The sequence below is a fragment of the Ensifer sp. ENS02 genome, assembly GCF_014851885.1.
Taxonomy (GTDB): Bacteria; Pseudomonadota; Alphaproteobacteria; order Rhizobiales; family Rhizobiaceae; genus Ensifer; species Ensifer adhaerens.
The window spans coordinates 213,900-240,871 of sequence record NZ_JACVAO010000001.1; the positions used below are offsets into that span (position 1 = coordinate 213,900).

Here is a 26,972-nt window from a genome sequence, read left to right on the forward strand (position 1 = left end):
ACATGAGCAACGCAATCAAGCAGTCCGGCGCCTATCTCGAAATCGTGTCGTTCCACCTCGGCGACCAGGAATTCTGCATCGATATCATGGCGATCCGCGAAATCCGCGGCTGGGCGCCGGTAACGCCGATGCCGCATACGCCGCCCTACGTGCTCGGCCTCATCAACCTGCGCGGCGCGGTGATCCCGGTCATCGACATGGCGGCCCGCCTCGGCATGAAGATGACCGAGCCGTCCGAGCGCTCGGCGATCATCGTCACCGACATCGCCGGCAAGCTCGTTGGCCTCCTGGTCGAGCAGGTCTCGGACATGATGACGATCAAGAGCGAGGCGCTGCAGCCGGCGCCGGAGATCATCCCGGAAGCGCAGCGCGCCTTCTGCCGCGGCATCGTCGCTTTGGAAAAGACCATGGTCTGCTTCCTCAACCTCGATACCGTCATTGCCGACGAGCTGGCCCAGGCCGCCTGACGCAAGCTTGTTCCTTATCTGAGAAAGCCCCGGTGCATCGGCGCCGGGGCTTTCTTGCGTTTCGGCGTGTTTTCAGACCGTTTCCGCACGTACTGGAACGATACGGTCAAGTTAAACTTCGGCAATGAACTTCACGCTTGGGCGATGCCATTGTGACAAAACGTCAAGTGGCTGGGCGGGTTACTTGTACTACTTTACCGGTGTTGCCGGGTGCCCGAACGGAGGCCGGGTGCCTGGTCCCGTCAACAGGAGTTGAACCTATGACAATCTCTCTCAGGAAACTCGCCGCCGTGCTCTCCGTTACGATGGTCATCGCCGGACCGGCCCTGGCCGACAGCTATTACCAGGGCATCGACGTCAACAATCCTCCCGGAACGCAGAACACACACAAGATGATGACGCCAATGAAGCGGCCGAGCGCTTCGGTTGACACGATGTCGACGGGCAGCATCAACAGAATGTCGGCGCCGGCGCCGACGCCGGTCTACCGTGATCGCAACCCCTATGGCGGATACCAGGGCGGTGATGGCGACTACTACCAGGGCATCGTTCCGCCGACGGCCTACTAGATCATCCCGCGTTGAAGTGAAAACGTTGAAAGCGGAAATTCGATTTGGCATGAATGCGCCAGGGAGTTCACGTAGGTTCGTGTGAACGCACGGAACGTCAGGTGCTTACAAAAGCGGAACGGGTTGCTCCCAGACTTCTCCCTGTTTCGCACCGAAGAGGTTTCGGAAGCGCCCGCAAAGCGGCGGGCGCTTTCAACCTTTGACCGATCGCCTTGCACGCCGATGCCGGCGGCAGGGACCGCTCCTACTGCGGCTTGCCGTTCTGCCAATTGACCGTCTGGCCGTAGAGCGGAATGGTGGTGATCGACATCTTGGCAGAGCCATCCGTCAATTCGCGCGAATGCGCCAGATAGATCAGCGTATCGTTCCTTCGGTCGTAGATCCGTGTGACGAGCAGGTTCTTCCAGACGAGCGACAAGCCGGCGCGAAACACTTCCTCGCCTTCCTTGGAAAGATCGATGTCGCCGATTTCGATCGGGCCGGTCTGCCGGCAGGCGATCGAATTGTTCGACGGATCCTCGAACCAGTTGCCGTTCTTCAGCCGGTCGATGACGCTGCGGTCGAAATAGGTCACGTGGCAGGTCACACCCTTGATCTTCGGGTCGCTCACGGCATCGATCATGATGTCGTTGCCGAGCCAGTCGACCCCGACTTCGCCGACTGTTTCGGCGCGAGCGGGCAGGGCTGTGGCGGCTATGGCAAGGCCGGCAAAAAAGAGCGCACGAAGCGAACGCGACATGGATGTCCTCCTGCAGCGCCTGACGTCTCACGCAAGGTCGCCGTAGCATTTTGAATTGACGCATGTTTTTGCCGAGGCAATCCCCGGGAAGGCATGCGCTCGGGCAGCCAGGTTCACATAGGTTCGGGAATTGGCTTTACAAGGCGTGCCGGCTCAACCGGTGCCGCGAAGAAGCTGCGGCTCGAGGTTTCGGTGGTCGGCAGCGCGCATTTGCGCGGCGGCGGCGGCAAGAGCCCGTGCGCTGGCCTCGGGCTGGAAGCGGCCGGCGATGGTGCAGCGGTCGCGGCCGTCGGCTTTGGCGTCGTAGAGCGCCATGTCGGCGCGGATCATGATGTCGCTGATCGTATCGCCGGGCTCGGCCTCGGCAAGGCCAATGCTCACTGTCAGCCGGATCGGGCGGTCGAAGCGGCCGATCGGCGTATCGCGCACCGTGCGGCCGATCTCCTCGGCCACCGCAAAGGCGGCATCTTCCGAGTGATTGGGCAGGACGATGCCGAACTCTTCGCCGCCGATGCGCCCGAGCGTGCCGCGCCCGCCGAGACAGGCGGCGACCGTGCCGGCGAAGTGGCCGAGCGCCGTGTCGCCGACCGCATGGCCGTAGCGGTCGTTGATCTGCTTGAAATAATCGAGATCGAGCAGCAGGAAGGTGACGGGTCTCTGGCGCGCAAAACCCACTGCCAGCGCCCGCTGTCCGAGGTCGAGCAGCGCGCGGCGCGACAGGGCGCCCGTCAACTCATCGCGGGCAATGGCGCTCTTGAGGTCGGTGATCACCCGGTTCTGGATCATCAGGATCACGCCGAGGAACAGCACAGGCAGGTAGAAATATCTAAGCACGACGCAGGCGAAGTCCCAGCTGGCCGACGCAAGCGGGGTTTCGGCGGTCCCGTGGGCGATCGGCGAGAAAATCGTGACCGCGATCAGAGCGGAACAGCCGATGGCGGCGCAGCCGATGACGCAGAGGCGCTCGATCGGCCCGGGCGCTGCGCGCCGGTGCTGCGAACAGACGGCGATGATCAGCACGAAGGCGGCGGCGATGCCGACGGCCGACAGTGCGTGCAATGTCGCGCTGTGCGGGCCGAAGGCGGCAATCAGCACCACCACGGCCGAAATCGAGGCGGCAGCGACCAGCGGCGTCGACATCGGCCGGAGGACGCCGAGCGCCCGGTGAAAGCCCGAGAGCACGAAAAGACAGGCGCCAATGAGAAAGACGATGCCGATCAGCGACAACGGCCGCAGCGCCGGGATATCGGATAGCATCAGAAACAGCGTTGCCGCCGCTGCGATGGCGCAGGCGGCTGCAAAATCCGTGCCCCCCTCGACCATGGAGGCCCGCAGGGAAATCAGCACCGGGAGCATCGCCAGAAGAGCGATGATCGATATGGCAGGGAGAAAGCTCATTTCGAAACGGCCTGTCGTGCTAAAATCAACAAAGGCGGCTTGCGTCTCAGCCAGATATGTGACGCCAATTGGTAGCGATGGCGCCTTAACGAAACCCGGCGAAATCCATTGCAATTTTAGCGATTGGTCGGGATTGGCACGGTTGTTCACAGCGGCGCCCGATCAACCGTGGGGCGGCACGCCGGCAGGCGAAGAGGCGTGCATGAACGGTACCGCCCGCAGCCCCGGGGTGAGGCCCTTCGGGTGGCGCGATCCGAGCCTCCGGCCAGGCATGCGCGCGCCTTGTTTTCAGGGCCCGATACTCACGCAGCAGGACGAACCGGGAGAGGCGACATGTTCACGGCAACGTGGCTCTTCGAGGACAGGGCGGATGCCGGGCGCCAGCTGGCGCGTGCGGTCGAAGACAAGGGTCTTGACGATCCGCTCGTCATGGCGCTGCCGCGCGGAGGCGTTCCGGTCGCCTATGAAATCGCCGTCCATATTGCGGCGCCGCTGGAAATCCTGATCGTGCGCAAGATCGGCGCGCCTGGGCATGAGGAATTCGGTCTGGGCGCTCTGGTCGATGGCGAGGAGCCGGAACTGGTGCTCAACCGTCGGGCGATCCGGCTGGTCCGTCCGCCGAAAGGCTATCTGGAGGCCGAAACGGAGCGCCAGCGCGCCGAGATCCTGCGCCGCCGCACGCTCTATTTCGGCGACCGCGCGCCGGCGTCGCCCCGGGGCCGTGATGTAATCCTCGTCGACGACGGTATCGCCACCGGCGGCACCGTGCGGGCGGCGATCAAGGCGCTGCGGCGAATGGGGGCGGGGCGCCTCGTGCTTGCCGTTCCGGTAGCGCCGAAAAGCGAACTTACCGAACTGCGCAACCAGGTCGATCGCATCGTCTGCCTCGCCACGCCTTTTGCGTTCCGTGCCGTCGGCCTGTACTACCGCAATTTCGAGCAGACGGCGGACGAAGAGGTGCTGGCGCTGATGGAGAAGGCGCGGCTGCGCAACGAGCGCGATTGATCCATGTTCAGGGCAAGCCGGGCTCCGGTTGCCGCGATTTCCGCCAGGCATCCGAATAGTTGCGCGAGGCGGCCGAAACCGTCTTGCAAGCCTCCTTCTCCCGCGCCACATTCCCGGCGCGCGATGTTGCCGGGAGAGGGGCGCCAGAGGAGGCGCCCGGAGGAGATGTCATGGCCGCGAAACTGGAAATCGGAAAGACGCTTGAGGATTTCTGCCGGCCGGAGCGGATGGCGCTCATCGTCTACGACATGCAGGTGGGGATTACCAATCAGGTCAAGAACGGCCCGGCGGTGCTTTCCAAGGTGCTGAAGGTGCTGGACGCTGCGCGGGCCGGCGGGTTTCCGGTGATCTTTCTCCGGCATCTGTCGATGCCGAGGCCGCTGATGGGCGCCTTCCAGCTACGCCAGGCGATGGCCTGGCAGCGGACAGACGATCCGGATGCGGTGCACCCCTGGTTTCTGCGCGGCACGCCGGGCTTCGAGCTGGTGCCAGAACTTGCGACCCGTGACGACGAGGCGATCCTCGACAAGATCACGTTTTCCGCCTTCGAGGGCACGCCGCTCGCCATGATCCTGCGCGACCTCGGGCTTACTTCCTTCGCCATCTGCGGTATCGCCACGGAAATCGGCATCGACCCGACCGTGCGTCATGCGACCGATCTCGGCCTGGTGCCCGTCGTCGTGCGCGACGCCTGCGGGGCAGGCCACCACGAGGCCGGCGAGCGCGCGATGGAAAACATCGCCTTCATGGGCGATGCGATTATGACCGACGTTCAGGCAATCACCGCCGCGATGACCAAACGCTAGGGGCCGCAGTGCCGCTCCATCCAATCGATCACAGGACCGACAAATGACCGACAAGCTTCACATCCGCCCGATAGCCCGGACCGACTACGAACAATGGCTGCCGCTCTGGGACGGCTACAACGCCTTCTACGGCCGCTCCGGCGAAACCGCGCTGGACCCGGCGATCACCGCCATGACCTGGTCGCGCTTCTTCGACGCCTACGAGCCGGTGCATGCGCTGGTGGCGGAGAGCGAAGGGCGGCTGATTGGGCTTACGCACTACCTCTTCCACCGCAGCACGACGATGATCCAGCCGAACTGCTACCTGCAGGACCTGTTCACCAATGCGGAAGCCCGCGGCAAGGGCATCGGACGAGCGTTGATTGAGGGCGTCTATGAGGCGGCACGTGCCGTCGGCGCGCCACGCGTCTACTGGATGACGCACGAGACCAATGAGACGGCGATGACGCTTTACGACAAGGTGGCGGAGAAGTCGGGGTTTCTCGTTTATCGCAAGGCGGTCTGAGGGCTCTCCTTTCGGCTGCTAACTTCGCCGTGTGTGCGCGGATGCCAGGGGCACATGCATCGGGATCCAGCATCCGCGTGGTCCAGATCTCAGTCGGGCCGAAGCCCTTGACGTCCTCGCGGCCGGAGCAAATGAACAGGAAAGACTCGCCTAGTCGCTGCCTGATTTCTGCGGTGGTGGTGATGCAGTCGGGCTTGCCGATCGCTTCCAGGCGCGCGGCAAGGTTCACGGGTGCACCCCAGATATCATAGGCATATTTCGCTCGCCCAAGCACGCCAGCCGTTACCGATCCCGAGGCCATGCCAGCGCGCAGCTTGAGGACGACGCCATGGCGTTCGCCGATCTCGTGGGCCGCGGCGATGGCGCCGAAGCCGAACACTGCCGCCGCCTTCTCGGGCGTGGGGTGCCGGGCGGGCACGCCCGCCACCGCAAGATAGGCATCGCCGATGGTCTTGATCTTTTCGACACCGGTTGCTGCGGCCAGGCGATCGAACTCGCTGAAGAGCTCGTTGAGCAGGTTGACCGTCCGTTCCGGCCCCAGGCTGTTTGACAGGGCCACGAACTGGACGATGTCGATCAGGACAACAGTCGCATGCTCGAATTCGTCGATGATCGTTTCACGCTCGTTCCTCAGCAGGCGCGCCACGATCTCGTCCGGCATGATCGACGTCATCAGGCGGGCGAGCCGCCCCTGCGCCTCTCTCGCCAGGTGGAAGGCATAGTAGATCGTTGCGAAGCACATGAGCGTGAGCGTGATGATCGACGACGAATGGAGGAGTTGCAGGAAACGGGTGTCGTCATAGACACCCGACCGCGCCTGAGGAAACGCGATGGATGCGGCGATGACCGTGATCGCAGCCATGGCGCTGAGGGCCGTGACCAGCGCCATGTTTTGAAACCCGAGGATCGCGAAGGCGACCGGCGTCACGCCGAGCAGCGTCAGCAGGACGCCGGAGTCCCGACCGACATAGGAGGCGATCCAGACGAGGACCACCACGCAGATACCGAATTCCCAAAGCCCTGACGCGACGCGGCCGAAGCGATGAAAAAGCGGAGTCATGGCTGCCGCGACGGCTAGCGCGAGATTGGCATAGACGAGGGGAATGAGGCTCGGCTCGCCATAGAGTGCGTAGATGAGGGCAAAGCTCGTGGTGGTGACGACGATCACACAGGCCGCGACATTCGCGACGAGGATGCCTTCACGGTCACCCTCCGCAGCATTTGCGGCGCCCAGCTCCAGCAGGCTGCGAACAGCGCTCGTCCAGGACATGTCTCCACCCACTTTGCGTCGAGGGAGATCGGTACATGGTTTCGTTCAAACGCGAGAATTGTGCCCGCAATATTATTGCACTTCGCCGGTTGGCGCCATGAGATCGATGGTTGTGCAGTCCATAGGGAGTGCACGTGAGGAGGGCTTCGACCTCCTCACGCCTTCTCCACAAATCCATCCAGCACCCGCTTCTGGCCGGCGCGGTCGAAGTCGATGGTGAGCTTGTTGCCTTCGATGGCGGCGATGTTGCCGTTGCCGAACTTCATGTGGAAGACGCGGTCGCCGACCGAGAAACGCGAGGGTTCGGTGGCCGTCGATTTCGCCACCAGCTCGCCGTCGATCGTGCGGCCGCGCGGGCCGCTTTCGCCGTAGCCGATGCGCTCGACCGCATGGCCGGAGCGGGTGCCCCAGTTGTCGCGGGTGGCGTCGGAGCGGTGCTGCTGGGCGCGCTTCCAGCCGGGCGTGGAGTAGTTGTTCTGGAAGGGATCAGCCTTGTCGAAGCGCGACTGGCCGTAGCCGCCGCGACCATAGCCGCCATAGGATTGTTCATTCTCGGCCACGTCCACATGGGCGAGCGGCAGCTCCTCGAGGAAGCGTGACGGCATGGTCGACTGCCAGAGGCCGTGGATGCGGCGGTTGGAGACGAACCAGATGTGGCAGCGATGCTTGGCGCGGGTGATGCCGACATAGGCGAGGCGCCGTTCTTCCTCAAGGCCGGAGCGGCCGCCCTCATCAAGCGCGCGCTGGTGCGGGAACAGGCCTTCCTCCCAGCCGGGCAGGAAGACAGTATCGAACTCCAGGCCCTTGGCCGAGTGCAGCGTCATGATCGAGACGGCATCGAGGTTCTCGTTCTGCTCGGCATCCATGACCAGAGCGACGTGTTCGAGGAAGCCGCGCAGGCTCTCGAAGGCTTCCATCGAGCGGATGAGTTCCTTCAGGTTTTCCAGCCGTCCGGGGGCTTCCGCCGTCTTGTCGTTCTGCCACATGGCCGTATAGCCGCTCTCGTCGAGGATCTGCTCGGCAAGCTCGGTGTGCACGGTCGTTTCAAGCAGGCTCTGCCAGCGGCGGAAATCGGTGACGACGTCGAACAGTGCCTTGCGCGCCTTCGGCTTCAGCTCGTCGGTCTCGATGATCTCGGAGGCAGCCGCCAGCATCGGGATGTCGCGGGCGCGGGCATAGTCGTGCAGCGTGCGCACGGTGGTGTCGCCAAGACCGCGCTTCGGCGTGTTGACGATGCGCTCGAAGGCGAGATCGTCGGCCGGCTGGCAGACGAGGCGGAAATAGGCCATGGCATCGCGGACTTCGAGGCGCTCGTAGAAGCGCGGGCCGCCGATGACGCGGTAGTTGAGGCCGAGCGTGACGAAGCGGTCTTCGAACTCGCGCATCTGGAACGAGGCGCGCACAAGGATCGCCATGTCGTTGAGCTTGTGGCTCTTGCGCTGCAACTGCTCGATCTCTTCGCCGACGGCGCGGGCTTCCTCTTCGGAATCCCAGGCGGCGTGCACCTGCACCTTCTCATCATCCGGATCGATGCGGTCGGTAAAGAGCGTCTTGCCGAGGCGGCCCTCGTTGTGGGCGATCAGGTGACCGGCAGCGCCCAGAATGTGCTCGGTCGAGCGGTAGTTGCGCTCAAGCTTGATCACCTTGGCGCCCGGGAAATCCTTTTCGAAGCGCAGGATATTGTCCACTTCCGCGCCGCGCCAGCCATAGATCGACTGGTCGTCGTCGCCCACGCAGCAGACGTTCTGCGGTACGCCCTTGGGGCGCTGGGCAAGCAGCCGCAGCCACATGTACTGCGCCGTGTTGGTGTCCTGGTACTCGTCGACGAGAATGTAGCGGAACTTGTCGTGATAGTCCTTCAGCACATCCGCATGCATGCGGAAGATGCGGATCGGGTGCAAAAGAAGATCGCCGAAGTCGCAGGCGTTCAGCGTCAACAGCCGGTTCTGGTAGGCGGCGTAAAGCTCGCGGCCCTTGCCGTTGGCAAAGGCGCGGGCGTCTCCCTCGGGGATCTGGGCGGGATCGAGGCCCTTGTTCTTCCAGCCGTCGATCATGCCGGCAAACTGCTTGGCCGGCCAGCGCTTGTCGTCGATGCCTTCGGCCTGGATGAGCTGCTTGATCAGCCGCACCACGTCATCGGTGTCGAGAATGGTGAAATCGGAACGCAGGCCGACGAGCTCGGCGTGGCGGCGCAAAAGCTTGACGCCGATCGAGTGGAAGGTGCCGAGCCAGGGCATGCCTTCGACCGCATGGCCGACGAGCACGCCGATGCGCTCCTTCATCTCGCGCGCCGCCTTGTTGGTGAAGGTCACCGCCAGGATCTGCGAGGGAAAGGCGCGGTTGGTCGAAAGGATATGGGCGATGCGGGTCGTCAGCACCCGGGTCTTGCCGGTGCCGGCGCCGGCAAGCACGAGCACGGGGCCATCGAGCGTCTCGACCGCTTCGGACTGTTCCGGGTTGAGGCCGGAGAGATAGTCCGGGCGCGGCTGGGCGCGATCGCGCGCCGCCATGGCGCGCGCGGCGATGCCGCCCGTTGCCGGAATACCTGCGGGGGCGGGCTGCTGCTTGCGCGGCGCCGGCTCCTCGTCGAAGAAGGGAATATCGTCGAAACCACTCATCATGCGGCTCAATGTAGTGATTCGGTGGGGAAAGGCCAGAAAGGATGTTCTTCTTTTATTCCGTTTTCTGCGCCAGCCGCACCAAGCCTGTGGAAAGACAGGCGATTTCGAGACCGCTTATTCTTGGTCGCGCGGTCTATTCTTTTGTCTTGTCGAAGGCGGTATCCACAGGCACCTGCAGCGCCGTCGCCAACTGGTTGGTGCGGGCGGCAAGCGAGATCACCCTGAGCAGGTCCGCATGCTCGGCGTCGGTCATGCCTTTCGCCCTTGCCGCCGCCGTATGGGAATGGGCGCAGTAGCCGCAGCCATTGGTGACGGAGACGGCGATATAGAGCATCTCCTTGACCAGCGGATCGAGCGCCGAGGGCGTTGCCATCACGGCCTTCACGTCGCGCCAGGTCTGTTCCAGGAGCTCCGGATCGAAGGCGAGCCACAGCCACATATTGTTGATGAAGTCGGATTTGCGGGTGGTGCGAATGTCGTCGAACACGGCTTTGACACGCGGATCGGCTTCCGGGTTCTGAGGCGGGGATACGGTGCTCATGGGGCTCCTTCGCTGTTGTTCTCGGCGGTTGTGTGCGGGCCGGCCTGTCGCCTGAAGCGGTGACGATAGCCGACGTCGCGGCGATTGCCAGCGCTGCGTTTTGGGGAAGCCGTCGCCGATGCGTTCAGTTGGGGATTTCGTTGCACGGCTGATTGTTCGAGCCGAATGGTCCGGTCGTAAACAGCACGCCCTTGCTCGAGCCCTGATAGGCGTTGCCGTTCTGCGTGACGATGAAGACCCTGCGGCCGCAGAAGCCCGTCGGCTGCGCGGCAACCACGCGCGTCTGGCCACTGGCGTCAGTGACGGTCTTGGGGTTGCAGGCGCCATAAGGCGTGTCGGCCATGCGAACGGTTGCCGTCGAACTGCGGCTGAGCGGCGCGGAACTGCCGGGTGGGTACGTCCCCGAAGCCGTGCCTGCAGCGGCCACGGTCGATTGCGTGATCTGAAAATCTCCCGTGCTGTCATCGTAGCGGCACCGCTTGATGGCCCAGATCCAGACGGCAATGTCGCGCACACCGCTTTCGGGGTCCTCGGCCGAAGCTGCAATCGTCAGAGGCGCCAGATCGGGAACACTTCGGCGGCGGTTGCAGCAGCTGCTGTCGTTAAAGACCGGGTCGGGATTGCCATGGTCATCCAGGATGCCGGTGATCTCGAGTTTCGTGGTCGGGCCGGTCTTGTCGTCCGCCTGGACAGTCACGGTCTGACACCCCGCAAGAAGCAGGCCCATGGAGACGAGTGCGAATGTCAGGCAAAATGCATGCGGCCCCATGACGACCCCCGCCATTGTCCGTACCGCTGCCCAAGATACTCCCGAAGACTTTTGCCCGCAAACAAGCGCCTTCCTTTGCCGCGCTCGATCAACCCCGCGGCATCGTTGCCGTCCACAAACGATGCGCGTCCTTCAGCACCTTCCTCTGTCGCTATCGCAACCTCGTCGAACGCTTCGTCAGCACTCAGGCACTTCCGTGCCGTCGTCACCGGCTTCGACAAGCACAGCGAAAACGACCTTGCTCTCGTCAAACTCGCTTCAGCCAAAACCTGGTTGTGCTCTACAGGTCGGTGACCTAGAAGAAGCTTCGAACGCTCGGAGCGGCGTTCAGGCAGGAGCCCGACCATGATCAAGATGAGCGTCTACTATCCGGCCGATGGCGGCTCGAAGTTCGATCACGACTACTACCGCACCCGCCACATGCCACTGATCCAGGAACGGCTCGGCGATGCCTGCCTGCGCTACGAGATCGATAAGGGCCTTGCGGGTCGCGAGCCTGGAAGCGCGCCGGGGTTCGTCGCGGCGTGCCACGTCTACTCGCCGAGCCTCGAGACATTCCAGGAGGCGTTAGGTCCCCACCGCGCCGAGATTGCCGCGGACGTCGCCAACTATACGGACATCGCGCCCATCGTGCAGATCAGCGAAGTCGTTGGAGGGTAGGGTGCTTTGGCGCGTCAGGCGTAGCCGTTGACCTTTCCGCAATCGGCGTAGCGTTGGCGCACCATGATCCATGGTGACGCAGCCAGTGCGGAACCGGTTGACGATCGGGAACATGTGGTTGCCGTCGAAGCGTATACGACCTTGCTCTCGTCAGGCTCGCTTCAGCCAAAACCTGGCTGTGCTCAATAGGCCGGGGGCCTAGGCCAGCGCGAAGACGCGGGCCGGGCCGCCGGTGCCGCCGCGGTGCTTCGGTGCGCCGAGGATGAGGGTTGCGCCCTTGACCGGCAGCTTGTCGAGATTGGCTGCTGCCTCCAGCCCCCAGCGACCCTCCGGCAGCCAGGCATAATGCGTGGCGAAATCGGGCGAGGGGCCATGGTCGAGCGACAGCGTATCGACGGCGATACCAGCCGCCTTGCTTTCCTCGATCAGATATTTGGCCGCCTCGACGTGGAAGCCGGGGAAATGCAGCTTGCCGCCGCCATCGGCATTGCGGAACTTGTCCGTGCCCAGATGCGCGCCCCAGCCCGACAGCATGGCGACGCAGGCGTTTTCCGGGATCTCGCCATTGGCGGCGACCCAGGCCTTGAGGTCTTCGGGCGTCACCTGTGCATCGGCATCGGCCTCAGCCTTCTTTCTGATATCGACAATCACCAGCGGCACCACCAGCTTGTCGACGGGCAGTTCGGCGACCGAGAGGCCATCGGCGGAGAAGTGCAGGGGCGCGTCGACATGGGTGCCGGTGTGTTCGTTCACCCGGAGCTCGAACATGTTGAACTTGTCTTTTGCGTAGTTGAACTTCTCCTCGCGGAAGAACTGCTGCTGGCCGAAGAAGGTCGGGAAATCTTCGTGCAACTCGTGGGTCAGGTCGGTGACGCTTGAATGCCCCTGCGCCAGCGCCGGCGGGGCCGCGCCCACGCTTGCGGCGGCAAGACCCGCGGTTCCGACCGCGGCGGCTTTGAAGAAGCTGCGGCGCGAGAGCATGCGCTCTTTCACCGTTTCCATGACACAGGCATCGCACATTGACTTCTCTCCCCCAAGAGGCCTGAAGACAGGCGCAAAGCCGGCCGAAACACGCTGCCGGCGGTTGCAGGATAGCGCAGTGTCGGCGGCTGTAAATGGTAATTCTCTAGTGAATTTCTGGACAAAGCTGCGAGGCGTCGAGCGAAGCCCCCGTGCGTCATCATCCCGCCAACAAATTCGCTTTTATTACAATTGCGTAATGATGGTATTCTGTCGTTGCCCCGACACGCGCGAACAGGGATACTCCGCGCACAATCGGAACGAACCGCCGGCCGCGCCGCGCTGGGGCGTGTTTTATGTTTAATTCGGAGACTTGAATGCGGGTTTGGAAACAGCTTGCGGTGAGCGCCGCTGTGCTTCTCGTGGGCGCAGCCGTCTGGGTGCGTTTTGTGCCTGGTGCTGGTGAAACGCTGGCGGCGATTGGTGTTTCGCATCCGCTGATTGATGCCTTGTCCAAGCCGGGCGCCGGTGGCGGCGAGGGCGGCGAACGCGGCAATGGCCGCGGGCAGGGCGGCAACAACGCCATTCTCGTCATGGTCCGGCCTTCGGGCACGTCTGTTGTCAACGACCGGCTGAACGCGATCGGCAACGGCGAGGCGATCCATTCCGTCACCGTGACGCCGACGGCAACCGGCAACCTCACCGAAATCCTCGTGCGCTCCGGCGAAAAGGTGTCGCAGGGTCAGGTCATTGCCAAGCTCGACAGCGACGACCAGAAGATTGCTGCCGACCAGGCGAGGCTGACACGTGACAGCGCACGCGAAAAGGTCGAGCGCTACCGCAACCTGAGCACCGCCCGCGCGGTAACAGCCGTGGACGTGCGCGACGCCGAAATCGCCATGCAGACCGCCGAACTGGCGCTGAAGACCGCAGAGCTCGACCTCAAGCGCCGCGACATCGTGGCGCCGTCGAAGGGCGTCGTCGGCATCATCACCGTCAATGTCGGCGACTACGTCACGACCACGACGCCGATTGCCGTCGTCGACGACCGCTCGGAAATCCTCGTCGATTTCTGGGTGCCCGAGCGCTTCGCCAACAAGATCTTCGTCGGCCAGCCCGTCACCGCCTTCGCCATCGCCCAGCCGGGCAACCAGCTCGACGGTGCGATCCACGCGATCGACAACCGCCTCGATCAGGCGAGCCGGACGCTGCGCGTGCGCGCACGGCTTGAAAACCCCGACGACAAGCTGAGGGCGGGCATGTCCTTCTCGGTCACCGTGGCCTTTGACGGCGACACCTATCCGACGGTCGATCCGCTGGCGATCCAGTGGAGTTCGGAAGGCTCCTATATCTGGCGCGTCTCCAGCGACAAGAGCGAGAAGGTGCCGGTGAAGATCATTCAGCGCAACCCGGACAAGGTGCTGGTGGACGCCGCACTGTCGGAAGGCGACGAGATCGTCACCGAAGGCGTGCAGCGCCTGCGCGACGGCGGCGCCGTGCGCATCGCCGGCCGCGAGAACAAGCAGGAACCGCAGAAGGTTGCGGAGGAGACCAAGTGAGCGGCGGCGACAGTCAGGCAAGCGGCGATGGTGCCGGCCAAGGCAGCGCCGGCGGCCAGATGTCGGCCCGCGAACGCGGCAAGACCGGCTTTACCGCACTCTTCATCCGCCGGCCGATCTTCGCGCTGGTGGTCAATACGCTGATCGTCGTTGCCGGCCTTGCGGCCTGGAACGGCATCGAGATCCGCGAGCTGCCGCAGGTCGACCAGCCGGTCATCTCGGTGACGACAACGCTCGATGGCGCCGCACCCGAGACCATGGACCGCGAGGTGACCTCGGTGGTCGAAGGGGCCGTGTCGCGCGTGCAGGGCATCCGCGACATTTCCTCGACCTCGTCCTTCGGCCGCAGCCGCGTGACGCTGCAGTTCTCCGACACGACCGATATCGGCCAGGCTTCCAACGACATTCGCGATGCGCTCGGCCGGGTGCGCAACCAGCTTCCCGACAATGTCGACGAGCCGAGCATCGTGAAAGCCGATGCCGACAGCCAGCCGATCATGCGGCTGGCGCTGACCTCCGATACGATGTCGATGGAAGACATGACGCTGCTCGTCGAAAACGAGATCAGCGACCGGCTCGCCGCCGTTGAAGGCGTGGCCGACGTTGCCGTCTATGGCGACCAGGAGAAGATCTTCCGCATCGACCTCGACCAGGCGAAACTCGCCGGGCGCGGGGTAACGGTCGCCAACCTCAGGACCGCGCTTGCCAATGCCTCCTATGACGTGCCGGCCGGCAAGCTGACGAGCGCCAGCCAGGACATCTCGGTACGCGCCACCGCCGACCTGCAGACGCCGGAGCAGTTCGAAAACCTGATCCTCGTCAACAATGTGCGCCTGCGCGATGTGGCGACCGTCACGCTCGGTCCCGACACCGGCACGACGGCGCTGCGCTCCAACGGCCGCCAGGGCATCGGCCTTGGCATCGTGCGCCAGGCGCAGTCCAACACCGTCGATATCTCCGAGGGCGTGCGCAAGGTCGTCGAGACGATCCAGACGCAGATCCTGCCCGAGGGTACGCAGCTCCGCATTACCAGCGATGACGCCGTCTTCATCAACGGCGCTATCCACGAGGTGGAAATCGCGCTGATCGTCGCGGTCTTCATTGTGACGCTGGTCATCTACATGTTCCTGCTCGACTGGCGGGCGACGCTGATCCCGACGATCTCGATGCCGATCGCGCTGATCGGCACGGTGGCGGCGATCTATCTCGCGGGCTTCTCGATCAACATCCTGACGCTGCTCGCGATCGTGCTTGCGACCGGGCTTGTCGTCGACGACGCCATCGTGGTGCTCGAAAACATCGTGCGAAGGCGCGCCGAGGGGCTCGGCCCACGGGCGGCGGCCGTTCACGGCACGCTCGAAGTGTTCTTCGCGGTGTTGGCGACGACCGCGACGCTTGCCGCCGTCTTCGTGCCGCTCTCGTTCCTTCCGGGCCAGACCGGCGGTCTCTTCCGCGAGTTCGGCTTCGTGCTTGCCTTCGCGATCCTCCTGTCCTCCTTCGTGTCGCTGACGCTTTGCCCGATGCTCGCCTCGCGCATGCTGACGAAGGATACGCATACGGTGCCGGGGCCGATGGCGCGGTTCGGTGCGCGGGCGGCCGGGTTCTACCGGGTGACGCTGCGTGCCTGCCTCAACTCGCCGCTGATCGTCTTCGTCGTCGCGGGCTTCTTCACCGCCATGGGGGCTGCCGGCTTCCTGACGCTGAAATCGGAGCTGACACCGACGGAAGACCGCTCGCAGATCATGATGCGCATCAACGCGCCGCAGGGCGTTTCGCTCGAATACGCCCAGGCCCAGATGCGCCGCATCGAGGACGGTTTGCAGCCGTTGGTGAAATCCGGCGAGATCGACAACATCTTCTCGATCTCCGGGCAGGGCGGTTCGGTCAACAGCGGCTTCATGGTGCTGACGCTCGCTCCCTGGGACAAGCGTGACCGCACCCAGCAGGAGATCGTCACCGACATCAACAAGGTGACCGGGCGCATCCCCTCGGTTCGCGTCTTTGCGATGCAGCCGAACAGTCTCGGCATTCGCGGCGCCGGCAGCGGCCTGCAGGTGGCGCTCGTCGGCAACGACTACAACAAGCTCGGTGATGCCGCGGCAAAGCTGGTGCGCCAGATGGAAGACACCGGCCGCTTCGAAAACGTCCGCCTCAACTACGAGGCCAACCAGGCGCAGCTTTCGATCACCATCGACCGCGAGCGCGCCTCCGACATGGGCGTCGATATCGGCGGCCTTGCCTGGGCGCTGCAGGCCATGCTCGACGGCAACAGCGTCGTCGACGTCTATGTCGACGGCGAATCCTATCCGGTGAAGCTTCTGTCCTCGACCAACCCGGTCAACGACCCGACCGATCTGCAGAACATTTTCCTCAAAGCCGGTGACGGCAAGATCGTGCCGATGTCGACGATCGCCAGCGTCGAGGAGATGGCGGTGGCGCCGCAGCTGTCGCGGGAATCGCAGCTTCGCGCCGTTTCGCTTTCGGCCGGCCTCAAGTCCGATCTGGCGCTCGGCGAGGCACTGACCATGGTCGAGCAGATGGCAGAGCCGCTTCTGCCGCCGGGCTCGCGCATCATGCCGCTTGCCGAAGCCGCAACGCTCAACGAAAACGCCAACGGCCTCTTCGTCACCTTCGGCTTTGCGCTCGTCATCATCTTCCTGGTGCTGGCGGCCCAGTTCGAAAGCTTCGTCAGCGGCCTGATCATCATGTCGACGGTGCCGCTGGGGCTTGCCTGCGCGGTCTTTGCGATGATCATGACCGGCAACACGCTCAACATCTACAGCCAGATCGGCCTCGTGATGCTTGTCGGCATCATGGCGAAGAACGGCATCCTGATCGTCGAATTCGCCAACCAGCTGCGCGACCGCGGCCAGGACGTGCGCTCGGCGATTGAGAATGCCGCCAACATCCGCCTGCGCCCCGTGATGATGACGATGATCGCCACCATCGTCGGCGCGGTGCCGCTGGTGCTTGCCAGCGGCGCGGGCGCCGAGGCGCGCATCGCGCTGGGCTGGGTGCTCGTCGGCGGTCTCGGTCTTGCGGTGATCGTCACCCTCTACCTGACGCCGGTCGCCTATCTGGTGATCGCGCGCTTCACCAAGCCGCATGCGGACGAGGAGCGCAAGCTGCACGAGGAAATGGACGCGGCGGCAGCGCTGGAGGTGCGCTAGCCGGAACGGCCGTCGCGCGACGGCTTATTATTCGAGCCCGGCGGCAACGAGAAAGATCGCTGCCGCCAGCCCGCCGAGCGCGCTGCGCCCGGCGTGAAGCCTGCCCCAGAGACCAAGGAGATCTCGGCTTTCCGGACCGGCGTCGTCCGGCCGGACTGCCTCCAGCTGGCGGTTGACCGGCATCACGAAGAGCAGCGTATAGGGCCAGTTCAGGATGATGATCGCGGCCCCCAGCCCCCACAGCACATGGCCGGTCTGTCCCCAGGCACCGGCGCCGAACAGGCCCGAGACGAGCGCGAGCGTCGCCTGCATCTCGAAGCCGCGCCGATAGGACGGCACCCACTGCACGAGTGCGGCGCGATCGTCGAGATGCAGCCGTGCGGGCTGTTCTGCCCAGGTGATGTAGATGGCGGCGCCGAAGAAAACCGACGCGGTGAGCAAAGCGGTTAGACCCAGCATTTGCCTCTCCTTCCTTCACGCCTCCATCATAATCCAAGGCTCACGAAACGGCAGGTGTTTTCTGCCGTTTCGCTCTCATACGTAGCAGTACCGGAGTTCGGTCGGTCTGAGGCGTGACTTTTGCCAGCAGCAAATGTGGTGCGACGCGGCTTGCCCGTTTGCAAGGCCCTCTGTCTACCGGCCCGCCCGCCCTATGTGCCGTCACGCCGCACGGCCAGCGCCGTCGCGCAGAGCACGACCTCCACCTCTTCTTCGAGTTCGAGGCAGATCTGCCGGTACTCGTCAGCGAGATCCGGGCGGCCGCCGCTCAACACGAGTGCGTCCCGCATGTTGACCGCGAGTTCATAACTGCAGAACAGCTCAATCATGCAATCTGACGATGCCGACGCGATGCTGCCTCTCAGGTGCGGCAACCGCATCATCAGTCGCTTTCTGCCGATCTCTCCAAGCACGTCACACGTCCTTCCGCTCGGCCTTTATACGCAAGGACTTCCCGAACGGATCACCGCGCGGCGCGGTGTGGAGATGACATTTCGGCAAACGGGGACATATCGTGTCGGCTTTTCAGCGTTGGTGTTTTCCACGCTGTCATACAGTCTTGTGACACTCCGGTCTCACGTCAGGCGTTTTCCTGCGCTACTGTGACCGGGAAGTGCGCGAGCGTCTGGACAAAGTGATTCCGATTTGCACAGTAGCGCCTTGAAATGACTGCGCTTCCCGAACATCGAAAAGGCAGCGTGGCGAATGCAAGAGGAAGGGCGTTTTCCGTGGCATTGAAGGCGATCAGGGCTGGCGCGAGAAACGAGGCGGGGATTGCGGCGGCGAAGGCGGACCTTTCCGCCCGCTTCGGCGACCGGTTCCAGACGGGCGAGGCGATCCGCGCCCAGCATGCTCACACCACCACCTATATTCCGGCACAGCTTCCCGACGGCGTGCTGTTTGCCGAAAGCGCCGGGGACGTGCGCGCGATCGTCCAGATCGCCGCGCGACACAAGGTGCCGCTGATCCCGTTCGGCACCGGCTCCTCGCTCGAAGGGCATATCAACGCCCCCCATGGCGGCATCTCGGTCGATCTCTCGCGTATGAACAAGGTGCTCGAGGTCAATGCCGAGGACCTCGACTGCCGCGTCGAGCCGGGCATCACCCGCGAGGAGCTCAACACCTACCTGCGCGACACCGGCCTGTTCTTCCCGATCGATCCCGGCGCCAACGCCTCGATCGGCGGCATGGCCTCGACGCGGGCGTCGGGCACCAATGCGGTGCGCTACGGCACGATGAAAGACAATGTGCTGGCGCTGACGGTGGTGACCGCTGACGGGCGCCAGATCCGCACGGCGCATCGGGCGCGCAAGTCCTCTGCCGGCTACGACCTGACGCGGCTTTTCGTCGGGGCCGAAGGCACGCTCGGCATCATCACCTCGATTACGCTCAGGCTGCAGGGTATTCCGGAGGTCATTTCCGGCGGCGTCTGCCCGTTCCCGACGATCGAGGACGCCTGCAACGCGGTGATCCTCACCATCCAGTCGGGCATTCCGGTCGCGCGCATCGAACTGCTCGATGCGCTGCAGATGAAGGCCTGCAACGGCTATTCCGGCCTTTCCTATCAGGAGACGCCGACGCTCTTCGTCGAATTCCATGGCAGCCCCGAGAGTGTCGAATTACAGGCGCGCCAGTTTGGCGAGATCGCTTCGGAGTTCGGCGCCAGCGACTTCCTCTGGACCACCAATCCGGAGGAGCGGGCGCGGCTCTGGAAGGCGCGGCACAATGCCTATTGGGCGCAAAAAAGCCTGATCCCGGGCGCGGCGATCCTGTCGACCGATGTCTGCGTGCCGATCTCGCGGCTGGCGGAATGCGTGGCGGCAACGCAGGAAGATAGCGCCGCCCACGGGCTGACGGCGCCGATCGTCGGCCATGCCGGCGACGGAAACTTTCATGTCGGCTTGCTGTTTGACGACAAGGATCCGGCGGACGTGGCGCGGGCCGAGGCCTTTGTCGAGCGGCTGAACGCGCGGGCGCTCGCCATGGACGGCACCTGCACCGGCGAGCACGGCATCGGCCAGGGCAAGATGCCGTTCCTTGAGGCCGAACTCGGCGACGCGCTCGATCTGATGCGCCAGATCAAGCGCTCGCTCGATCCGGACAATATCTTCAACCCGGGCAAGATCTTCGCTTGAGGAGAGATGCGCGCGGCGGGCCGTTTTTTGGGACAATGCGCCGGCGACAAAGTGTGATACTGCATAATTCTCAAAGTCGGAATCGACCCCTCGGGAATTATGCGGCAAATCAAGGATGCTACGGCGCCATCAGCGGCGCTGCAGCCGGGCGCCGGTTTCTGGCGCTTAAATCGATTTGCGGCGCGGATGCGCCGATGAACGGAATGGGAATATAGGCACGGTGCTTTCGCGAATTCTTCTTGCCGTCGGTGGACTTGTGGTCGTTGCGCTCTTTGCGGCGCTGATCGCCCCGTGGTTCATCGACTGGACGGGTTTCCGCAAGGAGTTCGAGCGCGAGGCAAGCCGCATCATGGGCAAGCCCGTCGTCGTGCATGGCAGCGTCGATGCGCGGCTGATCCCATTCCCAACCGTGACGCTCAACGACGTGCGCGTCGGCGCCGCCGAGGACGGCGACCCGCTGATCCAGGTGGCGCAGTTCTCGATGAGCGCCGAGCTTGCGCCGTTCCTGAGCGGCGAGGCATTGATCTTCGACATGAAGCTCGATCGTCCGCGGGCCAAGGTGCGCCTGTTGCCCGACGGTACGCTCGACTGGGCGAGGGGCCGCCGGGCCTCGATCCCGGCCAAGACCGTCGTGCTTGAAAACGTCGAGATCACCAATGGCCAGGTCGAATTCGTCGACGAGCAGACCGGCCGCACCCGCCGCGTGAGCGGACTTGCCGCAGACATTTCGGCCCGCACGCTCGCCGGGCCCTGGAAGGTTGAGGGGCGCGCCGCGCTTGATGGCGAAGCCGGCAGTTTCTCCTTTACCAGCAACGAAGTGGACGAGGCGGGTACGCTCAGCCTGAAGGCGCGGGTAACGCCCGACAAGCGTCCCTTCGGCGTCGAGACCGACGGTTCGCTGCGCATCGTCGATTTCAGGCCGGTCTATAGCGGCCGCTTCACGCTGACGGAGAACCGCCCGCAGGCCGAGACGAAGGATGCGGATGGGCGGGCGCCGCTGCGCATAAACGGCAACTTCCAGCTGACCAACGAGAGCATCCGCGTCCCGGAATATCGCTTCGAAATCGGCCCGTCGGACGATCCCTATGTGGTCACCGGCGAGGCAACGCTCGATACCGGCAAGGACCAGAAGTTCCTGCTGATCGCCGACGGCCAGCAGATCGACGTCAGCCGCATCGGCCCGAGCCGCAACAACAAGACCGGCCGCGATCCGGCGATCTCGATGCGCCAGCGGCTCGAAGCCATGCTGGCGATCGCCGCCGAAATTCCCATCCCGCAGGTGCCCGGCCGCGCCAGCCTGAAGCTGCCGGCGATCGTCGTCGGCGATACGACGGTCCGCGACGTGCGGATCGACGTACAGCCCGATGGCGCCGGCTGGGTGATCGACAATGTCGTGGCGCTGCTGCCGGGGCGCACGCAGCTCGAAGCCAAGGGGCGGCTGAACCTCAAGGGACAGCGCACTTTCCGCGGCGACCTTCTGCTGGCCTCCAACCAGCCTTCCGGCCTTGCCAACTGGCTGGCGGGCTCGGTCGATCCGGCGATCCGCAAGCTGAGGACCGCCGGCTTTTCCGCCAAGGTGAACCTCACCGATACATTGCAGCAGTTCGAGAACCTCGAAGTGGCGGCCGACGAGGCGAGCCTCAAGGGGCGGCTGGAGCGACAGTCCTTCGCCGACCAGCAACCGAACCTCTCGCTGCAGCTGAAGGGTAACCGCATCGACTTCGAAGCCTTGCAGGCGCTGACCGGGCTCGTGGCGGGCGACGCTTCCACCGATACCTTGCTGCAGCATGCGATTGCCGCCGATCTTTCGGCTGACGAGTTTTCCGCCTTCGGCGAGCAAGCGCAGGACGTGCAGGCGGTGCTGACGCTGAAGAACGGCCAGCTCCAGGCCGAACGCGTGGCGATCGGCTCGCTCGCCGGCGCACAGCTCGCCTTTTCCGGCCGGGCCAGCGGCGACCTCGAAAAGCCCGTCGTCTCGGCCAAGATGAAGCTTGCCGCCAAGAACCTGACGCCGTTTCTGGAAATGATCGGCCGCCACGCGGTCAATCATCCAGCGCTCCGGCAGTTGATCAAGGCCGGTCCCTATTACAGCGACACGGCCTTCGACGTGACGCTGACGGCCGGCAACAAGGAAGGCAACGCGCCCGCGACCTTCGGCATCTTCGGGACCGCGAACGGTACCAAGATCGCCGCCAGCTACCAGGCGCCCGACATGGCGCAGGCGCTGACCGGCAAGGCCATGCTTTTGGAAGCGACGCTCGAAAATCCGGAGACGCGGCTTCTGCTCGGCCAGACGGGTTTCGATCCCTTGCCCTTCGATGCGGATGCCAACGGCATTCTCTCCGTCAAGCTGCAAAGCACCGACGGACCGACGGCGAACGGCACGGTGACCTTTACGACCGAGAAGACGTCGCTCGCCGCCAAGGGCAGCGTCGATCTTTCCCGCGATCATTTCCTCGAAGGTCAGGCGAAGGTGACGCTGCAGACCCAGGACCTGGAGCCCTATCTTCTGCTCCAGGGCGTGGCCTTGCCGCAGATGGGCAGCGGCCTGCCGCTGACCGTCTCTGCCGATATCGCGACAACGCCCGAAACAATTGCGCTGACCACTGTCGAGGGCAAGGCCGACCACAACGGCTTTACCGGCAATCTGACGATCGACCGCAAGGCACCGGGGGCGGCCAGCGGACAGCTGACGCTCGACACGCTCGATCTCGCCTGGCTCGGCGAGGGCGTCCTCGGACCGATCGAGGATACGAACGGGGCCTTCTCGAAGGGGGCTCTGGCGCAGCCTGCCTGGACCGGGCTCAACGTGGCGCTGGACGTGCAGGCGCAGAAATTCTGGCCGGGCGTCTATGGCGCGGTCACGAGCTTTGCCGGCAAGATGGAATGGAAGGGCGACGAGGTCGCGCTGACCGATGCGGCCGGCGACTGGCTGGGCGGCAAGCTCGCCGGGCGGGTGCAGATCGGCAATGCCAACGGCTCGGGCTTCCTGCGCTCGCGCCTGGACGTCAAGGGCGGCGACCTGGCCCAGGCGGGCTGGGCCCATGCGGGCACGCCGGTCGCGACCGGGACTTTCGATCTTTCGGTAGCACTTGAGGCATCGGGTGCGACGCCCGAGGCGATGGCGCATTCGGCAAGCGGTTCGGGTACCACAACCTTCAACGGCATGACGCTCGCCGGCATCAACAGCGCAGCTCTGCCGCAGCTGATCGCGGCAGCCGATGCGCTGAAGACGCAGATCTCGGCGGACGCGATCAGAAGTGCGGCGGAGGCGACAATCTTCTCGGGTCAATCGCTGGTCGGCGTCGTCAAGGCACCCTTCAGCATCGCCGGCGGGGTGCTCCGGGCGCAGAACGTGACGGCTGGCGACGGCAATGCCGCGATGACCGGCGAGGCTTCGCTGGACCTTGCGGCGGGCCGGATCGACGCCGGCATCGATCTGACCTTCCGGCCGGGTGACGAGGCGCTTGCCGGTGCCGAGCCGCGTGTGCGCATCGGCTATGCCGGCCTGCTGGAAGCACCGGGCGTCGATCTCAACGTTGCCGATCTCGCGAACTTCCTGTCGCTTCGCGCCTTCGAGCGCGAGCGCCGGCGGGTCGAGATCCTGCAGGCGAACGTGCTGGAGAAGCAGCGTCTGCGCCGCGAACTTGCGCTTTACAAGGCGCGGGCGGAGGCAAGAGAACTGGAGCGCAAACGCGCCGTTGCCGAGGAACGCCGGCGCGCAGCCGGCGCTGCCGAGGCCGCCCGCCTCAAGGCGGAAGCAGATGCGCGAGCAGAGGCCGAACGCAAGGCCGAAGCGGAACGACAGGCGGAAGCCGCGCGTCGGGCGGCAGAGGCAGCGCGCAGCGCCGGACAGGGCCAGCCGATCCCGCAGACGGGACCGACCCCCCAGACCGTACCGGACGGTGCCACCGGCACCCCTCCCGGACAGAGGCTCAACTTCGACGTCCTGCCCGACGTTACCGTACAGTAGCCGGTGACTATGCCGGAGCACGACGCTCCCTGGCTTTCTGGGCCGGAGATGTGCTTCGCATCCGGCCATGATCCCATCCTTGGCTTGTGCGCCCTGAAGCGCGTCGCGATCTTTCAGCTTCGCTCTCTGCGCTTTTGATTTTTCGCATGTCGTTATCCCAAGACCGCTGCGCGCTTTTGCGCGACATGCTCTGGCTTCAGATTTTGAACATGCCTTTATCGGGTGGGCATTCTCTTGGTTTCCGGCGCATCGTGGCGCGCGAACGGGATCGGCAGAGTTTTAACGAATTCTGAAGCACATCCTCCACTATTGATCACTAAATTAGCAATTTGCGTTGGATGGGGCAGGGGGTGCGGCTTGCGGGCCGCGTCTTTAATCGGCGCATGGGAAGGACGACGTCGATCGCTCCGGATTGACCCGAGCGGCGCGTCGCCGTCTGCTGAGGGGGCAACGATCAGAGATGCGCTACAATTTGAGGAAGAGAGCCGCCCGTATCTTTGCGGACGAACGCGGCAACTTTACCGTTCTGACCGCGCTGATAGCGGTGCCGTTGTTGAGTGCCGCGTCGATCGCCATCAACCTGGCGCGGATCAATCTCGAGGCCGCGAAGATGCAGACGGCGCTCGATGCCGCTGCCTTCTCGGCGGTCAAATCCTACGGCGAGGGCGAGACCGAGGCCAGTGCCAGGGATCTCGCCAACAACGTCTTCTTTGCGAATTTCGGCCAGCCGGAGATCGTCGATCAGCTCGGCCCGGAGAGCGGTGTGGCGGTGGCGGCCACGCCGGTGCAGATCGCCTTCGGCGCCGCCGGCGTCGAGACCACGGCGACCGCGGCCTACGCGTTGAAATACAATCCGCTCTTCTTCGGGCTGCAGCCCTATACGATCGACCGGGAAAGTGTTGCCGCGCGCATGCCCGGGAGAGAGGCCTGCATTCTGGCGCTGCACCCGACGGCGAGCCGGGCCTTCGAGGTCAGCGGCGGGGCGAGCGTCGACACATCCGGCTGTACGATCACGTCGAACTCGACCGACGCGCAGTCGATCTACCTCAGCGGCTCGGCCACGCTCAAGGCCGAGTGTCTCTACGCCGCCGGCAAGGTGTCCGCGACGCTCGCCAACCTGCAGCTTGCCTGCGGCAAGGCGGTAGAGGAGGTGACGCCAATTGCCGACCCCTTCCGGTCGAAGAAGATGCCGACCACGGCAGGCTGGGTGAGCCTTGCTGGCTGCGGGCAGAATTTCGTCGGCGGCGGTGGCGGCAACGGCGACTGCAACGGCACCGGCAAGACGCCGAACAACGCGCCCGACACCTACCGCGTCGAGCTGAAGCCTGGCACCTATGGCGATCTCGAAATCAAGGGCAAGGTTCTTCTGAGACCCGGCAACTACATCATCGACGGCGGTAGTCTGAAGTTTACCAGCCAGTCGGTGCTGAGCGCCGAAGGGGTCACCTTCTTCCTCCTGAACGGCGCCCAGCTCGACATTCACGGTGGGGCGACCTTCCAGGTCAGCGCGCCGACGACCGGCGACTGGGCCGGCTTCTCGATCGTCGCCGGGCGCAACAACACGGCCAGCGCCACCATCAACGGCAACAGCGCCTCGTCGCTCGCCGGCATCATCTACATGCCGGCGTCGCGCGAGATCCAGTATGCCGGCAACGGATCGACCGGCGGTGAATGCGTGCGCATCGTCGCCCAGGAGATCACCATGATCGGCAACAGCAGCTTCAAGCTGGATTGCAAGGCGGTGTTGGCCAACACCACCATCAACAATCCAGGTGCGATCCGGCTGGTGCGATAACGACGGACGCGTCTTGCCTCCGGCCGTTGGGCTGGCGGCGTGATGGCTTGCCGATGTCCAGGCGCGCGTTGCCTTCAGAAGCGGATGGACAGTCCGAGGATTGGACCTTGCTGGACCACGTCGAAGATGAAGCCGTCATTGTCGTAGTTGACGCCCAGCGCTCGATAACCGGCAATCGCCGAGATCGTGTCGTTGAAACGGTAGCCGAGGCCAAGGCCGACGTCCCAGTCGATGTCGGCGCCGCCGGCGCCGACTAGGCCCCAGCCGGTCAGGTAGATCTCCGGGGTGAAGAAGTAGTTGCCGCGCACGCCCACCATGCCGTCGACCCAAGTCTTGCGGTCATCGCGGCTGATACCGTCGAGCGGGCCGCCCTGAAAGGATATGGTGGTGTTGACCGACCAGATCCTGGCGCCGCCGACCACGTCGAGATGCGAGTTCTGATCCTCAAAGACCGTGTAACCGACGCCGATGAGGCCGGCGAAGGTCTCCGATTCCACATCGACCGTATCGGTGAAGACGCCGCGCGCTTTGCCGTCGCCGGAGAGCTTCGTATAGATCAAGTCACCAAAGACGCTGAAGCGGTCCTTGCGCGCTTCGACGGTGGCCATGGCGGCGAAGTCGAGATTGCTCCAGATGTCGCTGAAGCTGGAGTCGATGTGAACGGTCGGGAGCCCGAATTGCGCCGTGTCGCCGGAGAGGCCCGCCATCCAGAAATAGGGCGCGAAGGTGAATTGCCAGCCGCTCTCGGTTTCTTCCACGGGGGCCGCGGGCGCCATCAGCGGCGTGATGTCGGCCGCGTAGGTCGGTAGGGCGAAAAAAAGGCCAAGGCAGGCCGTGAGGCCCAGTCGTGTAGGGATACTCATGAAACGCCTCCCGCTTGAGACAATCCCTGAAACGAGAGACGGGCCCGTCTGGAATTGCGCACTACAGACTCTCGAACACAAGGGCAGCGGAAAGTCGCCGCCTCCCTATGTGGGTATTGTTATATAAGTTTATTCGAATACAACTGTTTTGGCCCGAAACGGCGAAGCGGGGCATGCCAAATGCCGCGCGCTGTTGCATCGGCCACACAGTTGCCTTGGATCCGCCAATGCCTGTCGCCCGACACTGTACAGCGCTCGTGCGGCAACGGCGCGTGAGAACAAGGGCTCAAGGTCTCGCGACTAGCCCTTTGATGTGACAGGCCTTGGGCGAATTCTGGCCGTGCTAGCCATCGACGGCGGGAGCTCAGGTCTCGTCGGGCAAGAGCGTCGAGCGTTGCGATTTCAGCCATTCGAGCACGTGGACGCGCAGTGCCGAGGAGAGGTTGCTGTCGGGCGTGCGCTGGTCGTCGATTTCGGCGATCAGCTGGGCAAGCGGCACCGCCCGCGTTTCGGCGATCGTCTTCAGTTCCTGCCAGAAGGCGTCTTCGAGCGAGAAGCTGGTGCGGTGGCCGTGGAGCGTTGCGGAATGCTTTCGGATCATCGCCCGGCCTTAGAGACTGATTCAAGGAATTGGCATTTCGAGTCCGGAAGCTGCCGCAAGTCCTTGCT

At 64.2% G+C, this 26,972-nt stretch carries 21 protein-coding genes and 1 pseudogene; 11 read left to right on the top strand and 11 right to left on the bottom strand.

The genetic code is table 11. From position 1 onward, the window contains the following. The first annotated feature begins 2 nt into the window (after nt 1–2). Nucleotides 3–467 carry a chemotaxis protein CheW gene (locus IB262_RS01015; RefSeq protein ID WP_034792537.1) on the top strand — a complete coding sequence of 155 codons (465 nt, stop codon included), beginning with the start codon at nt 3–5 and terminating at the stop codon, nt 465–467. Nucleotides 468–727: 260 nt separating this feature from the next. Then, nucleotides 728–1,036 carry a hypothetical protein gene (locus tag IB262_RS01020; RefSeq protein WP_034792540.1) on the top strand — a complete coding sequence of 103 codons (309 nt, stop codon included), beginning with the start codon at nt 728–730 and terminating at the stop codon, nt 1,034–1,036. A gap of 244 nt (nt 1,037–1,280) precedes the next feature. Here IB262_RS01020 and IB262_RS01025 read toward each other — a convergent pair whose 3' ends face one another. Next, complete coding sequence (locus IB262_RS01025; RefSeq protein ID WP_034792543.1) at nt 1,281–1,775, bottom strand: CreA family protein; 495 nt, start codon at nt 1,773–1,775, stop codon at nt 1,281–1,283. A gap of 153 nt (nt 1,776–1,928) precedes the next feature. Continuing rightward, entirely contained in the window at nt 1,929–3,173 is a 1,245-nt protein-coding gene (locus IB262_RS01030; protein WP_162728672.1) for a GGDEF domain-containing protein, read from the bottom strand. Between the two features lie 333 nt (nt 3,174–3,506). Here IB262_RS01030 and IB262_RS01035 point away from each other — a divergent pair, with 333 nt between their 5' ends. The 3 genes from IB262_RS01035 (at nt 3,507) to IB262_RS01045 (ending at nt 5,489) form a co-directional block, all read left to right on the top strand. Then, nucleotides 3,507–4,178, top strand: a complete 672-nt coding sequence (locus IB262_RS01035) for a phosphoribosyltransferase (protein ID WP_112974930.1) — start codon at nt 3,507–3,509, stop codon at nt 4,176–4,178. Between the two features lie 170 nt (nt 4,179–4,348). Next, entirely contained in the window at nt 4,349–4,984 is a 636-nt protein-coding gene (locus IB262_RS01040; RefSeq protein ID WP_112974983.1) for an isochorismatase family cysteine hydrolase, read from the top strand. Nucleotides 4,985–5,027: 43 nt separating this feature from the next. Further along, on the top strand, nt 5,028–5,489 hold the full coding sequence (locus IB262_RS01045; RefSeq protein ID WP_060582707.1) for a GNAT family N-acetyltransferase: 462 nt from the start codon (nt 5,028–5,030) through the stop codon (nt 5,487–5,489). Between the two features lie 94 nt (nt 5,490–5,583). Here the strand turns inward: IB262_RS01045 and IB262_RS36630 are convergent. The 4 genes and pseudogenes from IB262_RS36630 to IB262_RS01060 all read right to left on the bottom strand — a co-directional run. Beyond that, nucleotides 5,584–6,759 (bottom strand): annotated as a pseudogene (locus IB262_RS36630) (adenylate/guanylate cyclase domain-containing protein); the annotation flags it as partial. A gap of 155 nt (nt 6,760–6,914) precedes the next feature. Beyond that, nucleotides 6,915–9,380 (bottom strand): UvrD-helicase domain-containing protein, encoded by a 2,466-nt coding sequence (locus IB262_RS01050; protein WP_113294165.1) that lies wholly within the window; start codon nt 9,378–9,380, stop codon nt 6,915–6,917. A gap of 133 nt (nt 9,381–9,513) precedes the next feature. Next, nucleotides 9,514–9,921: a carboxymuconolactone decarboxylase family protein gene (locus tag IB262_RS01055; RefSeq protein WP_034792561.1), complete on the bottom strand. Its 408-nt coding sequence runs from the start codon at nt 9,919–9,921 to the stop codon at nt 9,514–9,516. 124 nt (nt 9,922–10,045) lie between these two features. Continuing rightward, nucleotides 10,046–10,690, bottom strand: a complete 645-nt coding sequence (locus IB262_RS01060) for a hypothetical protein (protein ID WP_162728671.1) — start codon at nt 10,688–10,690, stop codon at nt 10,046–10,048. Nucleotides 10,691–11,035: 345 nt separating this feature from the next. Between IB262_RS01060 and IB262_RS01065 the strand changes: the two genes are divergently transcribed. Then, a complete protein-coding gene (locus tag IB262_RS01065; protein ID WP_034792570.1) occupies nt 11,036–11,350 on the top strand; it encodes an EthD family reductase in 315 nt (104 codons plus the stop codon). A gap of 198 nt (nt 11,351–11,548) precedes the next feature. On the opposite strand, the gene IB262_RS01070 is transcribed toward IB262_RS01065, so the two are convergent. After that, nucleotides 11,549–12,370: a cyclase family protein gene (locus IB262_RS01070; RefSeq protein ID WP_060515955.1), complete on the bottom strand. Its 822-nt coding sequence runs from the start codon at nt 12,368–12,370 to the stop codon at nt 11,549–11,551. Nucleotides 12,371–12,687: 317 nt separating this feature from the next. Here IB262_RS01070 and IB262_RS01075 point away from each other — a divergent pair, with 317 nt between their 5' ends. Together IB262_RS01075 and IB262_RS01080 are read left to right on the top strand one after the other, a co-directional pair. Beyond that, entirely contained in the window at nt 12,688–13,869 is a 1,182-nt protein-coding gene (locus tag IB262_RS01075; protein WP_060582713.1) for an efflux RND transporter periplasmic adaptor subunit, read from the top strand. 59 nt (nt 13,870–13,928) lie between these two features. Further along, complete coding sequence (locus tag IB262_RS01080) at nt 13,929–17,039, top strand: efflux RND transporter permease subunit (RefSeq protein ID WP_060516170.1); 3,111 nt, start codon at nt 13,929–13,931, stop codon at nt 17,037–17,039. A 27-nt stretch (nt 17,040–17,066) separates the two neighbouring features. Here the strand turns inward: IB262_RS01080 and IB262_RS01085 are convergent, their stop codons facing one another. Both IB262_RS01085 and IB262_RS01090 read right to left on the bottom strand, forming a co-directional pair. Beyond that, nucleotides 17,067–17,498 carry a DUF1772 domain-containing protein gene (locus IB262_RS01085; protein WP_034792578.1) on the bottom strand — a complete coding sequence of 144 codons (432 nt, stop codon included), beginning with the start codon at nt 17,496–17,498 and terminating at the stop codon, nt 17,067–17,069. A 191-nt stretch (nt 17,499–17,689) separates the two neighbouring features. After that, nucleotides 17,690–17,866, bottom strand: a complete 177-nt coding sequence (locus IB262_RS01090) for a hypothetical protein (protein WP_162728670.1) — start codon at nt 17,864–17,866, stop codon at nt 17,690–17,692. Between the two features lie 399 nt (nt 17,867–18,265). Between IB262_RS01090 and IB262_RS01095 the strand changes: the two genes are divergently transcribed. The 3 genes from IB262_RS01095 to IB262_RS01105 all read left to right on the top strand — a co-directional run bounded on the left by IB262_RS01095 (nt 18,266) and on the right by IB262_RS01105 (nt 25,440). Next, a complete protein-coding gene (locus IB262_RS01095) occupies nt 18,266–19,672 on the top strand; it encodes an FAD-linked oxidase C-terminal domain-containing protein (protein WP_162728669.1) in 1,407 nt (468 codons plus the stop codon). 220 nt (nt 19,673–19,892) lie between these two features. Continuing rightward, nucleotides 19,893–23,645, top strand: a complete 3,753-nt coding sequence (locus tag IB262_RS01100) for an AsmA-like C-terminal region-containing protein (RefSeq protein ID WP_192357105.1) — start codon at nt 19,893–19,895, stop codon at nt 23,643–23,645. Between the two features lie 460 nt (nt 23,646–24,105). Beyond that, the gene (locus IB262_RS01105) at nt 24,106–25,440 is read left to right on the top strand and encodes a TadE/TadG family type IV pilus assembly protein (RefSeq protein ID WP_112974923.1); all 1,335 of its coding nucleotides are present in this window, start codon (nt 24,106–24,108) and stop codon (nt 25,438–25,440) included. A gap of 74 nt (nt 25,441–25,514) precedes the next feature. Here IB262_RS01105 and IB262_RS01110 read toward each other — a convergent pair whose 3' ends face one another. Together IB262_RS01110 and IB262_RS01115 are read right to left on the bottom strand one after the other, a co-directional pair. Continuing rightward, the gene (locus IB262_RS01110; protein WP_112974922.1) at nt 25,515–26,303 is read right to left on the bottom strand and encodes a hypothetical protein; all 789 of its coding nucleotides are present in this window, start codon (nt 26,301–26,303) and stop codon (nt 25,515–25,517) included. Between the two features lie 364 nt (nt 26,304–26,667). Continuing rightward, nucleotides 26,668–26,904 (bottom strand): ribbon-helix-helix domain-containing protein, encoded by a 237-nt coding sequence (locus IB262_RS01115; protein ID WP_034792594.1) that lies wholly within the window; start codon nt 26,902–26,904, stop codon nt 26,668–26,670. Nucleotides 26,905–26,972 lie beyond the last annotated feature (68 nt).